Source organism: Acidovorax sp. ST3 (assembly GCF_003231145.1).
Lineage (GTDB): Bacteria > Pseudomonadota > Gammaproteobacteria > Burkholderiales > Burkholderiaceae_C > Acidovorax.
Genome location: NZ_QKVP01000015.1, coordinates 1 through 1,093 on the forward strand (window position 1 = coordinate 1; position 1,093 = coordinate 1,093).

General features: G+C 61.7%; 1 protein-coding gene. It reads left to right on the plus strand.

Annotated features, from left to right (window positions below; all coding sequences use genetic code 11):
• Window positions 1-1,092 (plus strand): elongation factor Tu (tuf, locus tag DNK89_RS23245; protein WP_110962004.1); only part of this gene is annotated, 1,092 nt, incomplete at its 5' end.
• Window position 1,093 lies beyond the last annotated feature (1 nt).

Sequence of the window (1,093 nt, forward strand, 5' to 3'; positions counted from 1 at the left end):
ACGGTGCTGTCCTCCAAGTTCGGCGGCGAAGCCAAGGCCTACGACCAGATCGACGCTGCGCCCGAAGAAAAGGCCCGCGGTATCACGATCAACACCGCCCACGTGGAATACGAAACGGCCAACCGCCACTACGCCCACGTGGACTGCCCCGGCCACGCCGACTATGTGAAGAACATGATCACCGGCGCTGCCCAGATGGACGGCGCTATCCTGGTTTGCTCCGCTGCTGACGGCCCCATGCCCCAGACCCGCGAGCACATCCTGCTGGCCCGCCAAGTGGGCGTGCCTTACATCATCGTGTTCCTGAACAAGTGCGACATGGTGGACGACGAAGAACTTCTGGAACTCGTCGAAATGGAAGTGCGCGAACTCCTGGACAAGTACGACTTCCCAGGCGACGACACCCCCATCATCCGTGGCTCCGCCAAGCTCGCCCTGGAAGGCGACAAGGGCAAGCTGGGTGAAGAAGCCATCATGAAGCTGGCCGAAGCCCTGGACACCTACATCCCCACGCCTGAGCGCGCTGTGGACGGCGCCTTCCTGATGCCTGTGGAAGACGTGTTCTCCATCTCCGGCCGTGGCACCGTGGTGACCGGTCGCGTGGAACGCGGCATCATCAAGGTCGGCGAAGAAATCGAAATCGTGGGTATCCGCGACACGCAAAAGACCACCTGCACCGGCGTGGAAATGTTCCGCAAGCTGCTGGACCAAGGCCAGGCTGGCGACAACGTCGGCCTGCTGCTGCGCGGTACCAAGCGCGAAGACGTGGAACGCGGCCAAGTGCTGTGCAAGCCCGGCTCGATCAAGCCCCATACCCACTTCACGGCTGAGGTGTATGTGCTGAGCAAGGACGAAGGCGGCCGCCACACTCCTTTCTTCAACAACTACCGTCCCCAGTTCTACTTCCGCACGACCGACGTGACTGGCGCCATCGAGCTGCCAGCCGACAAGGAAATGGTCATGCCTGGTGACAACGTGTCGATCACTGTGAAGCTGATCAACCCCATCGCCATGGAAGAAGGTCTGCGCTTCGCTATCCGCGAAGGCGGCCGCACCGTGGGCGCTGGCGTCGTGGCCAAGATCATTGCTTAAT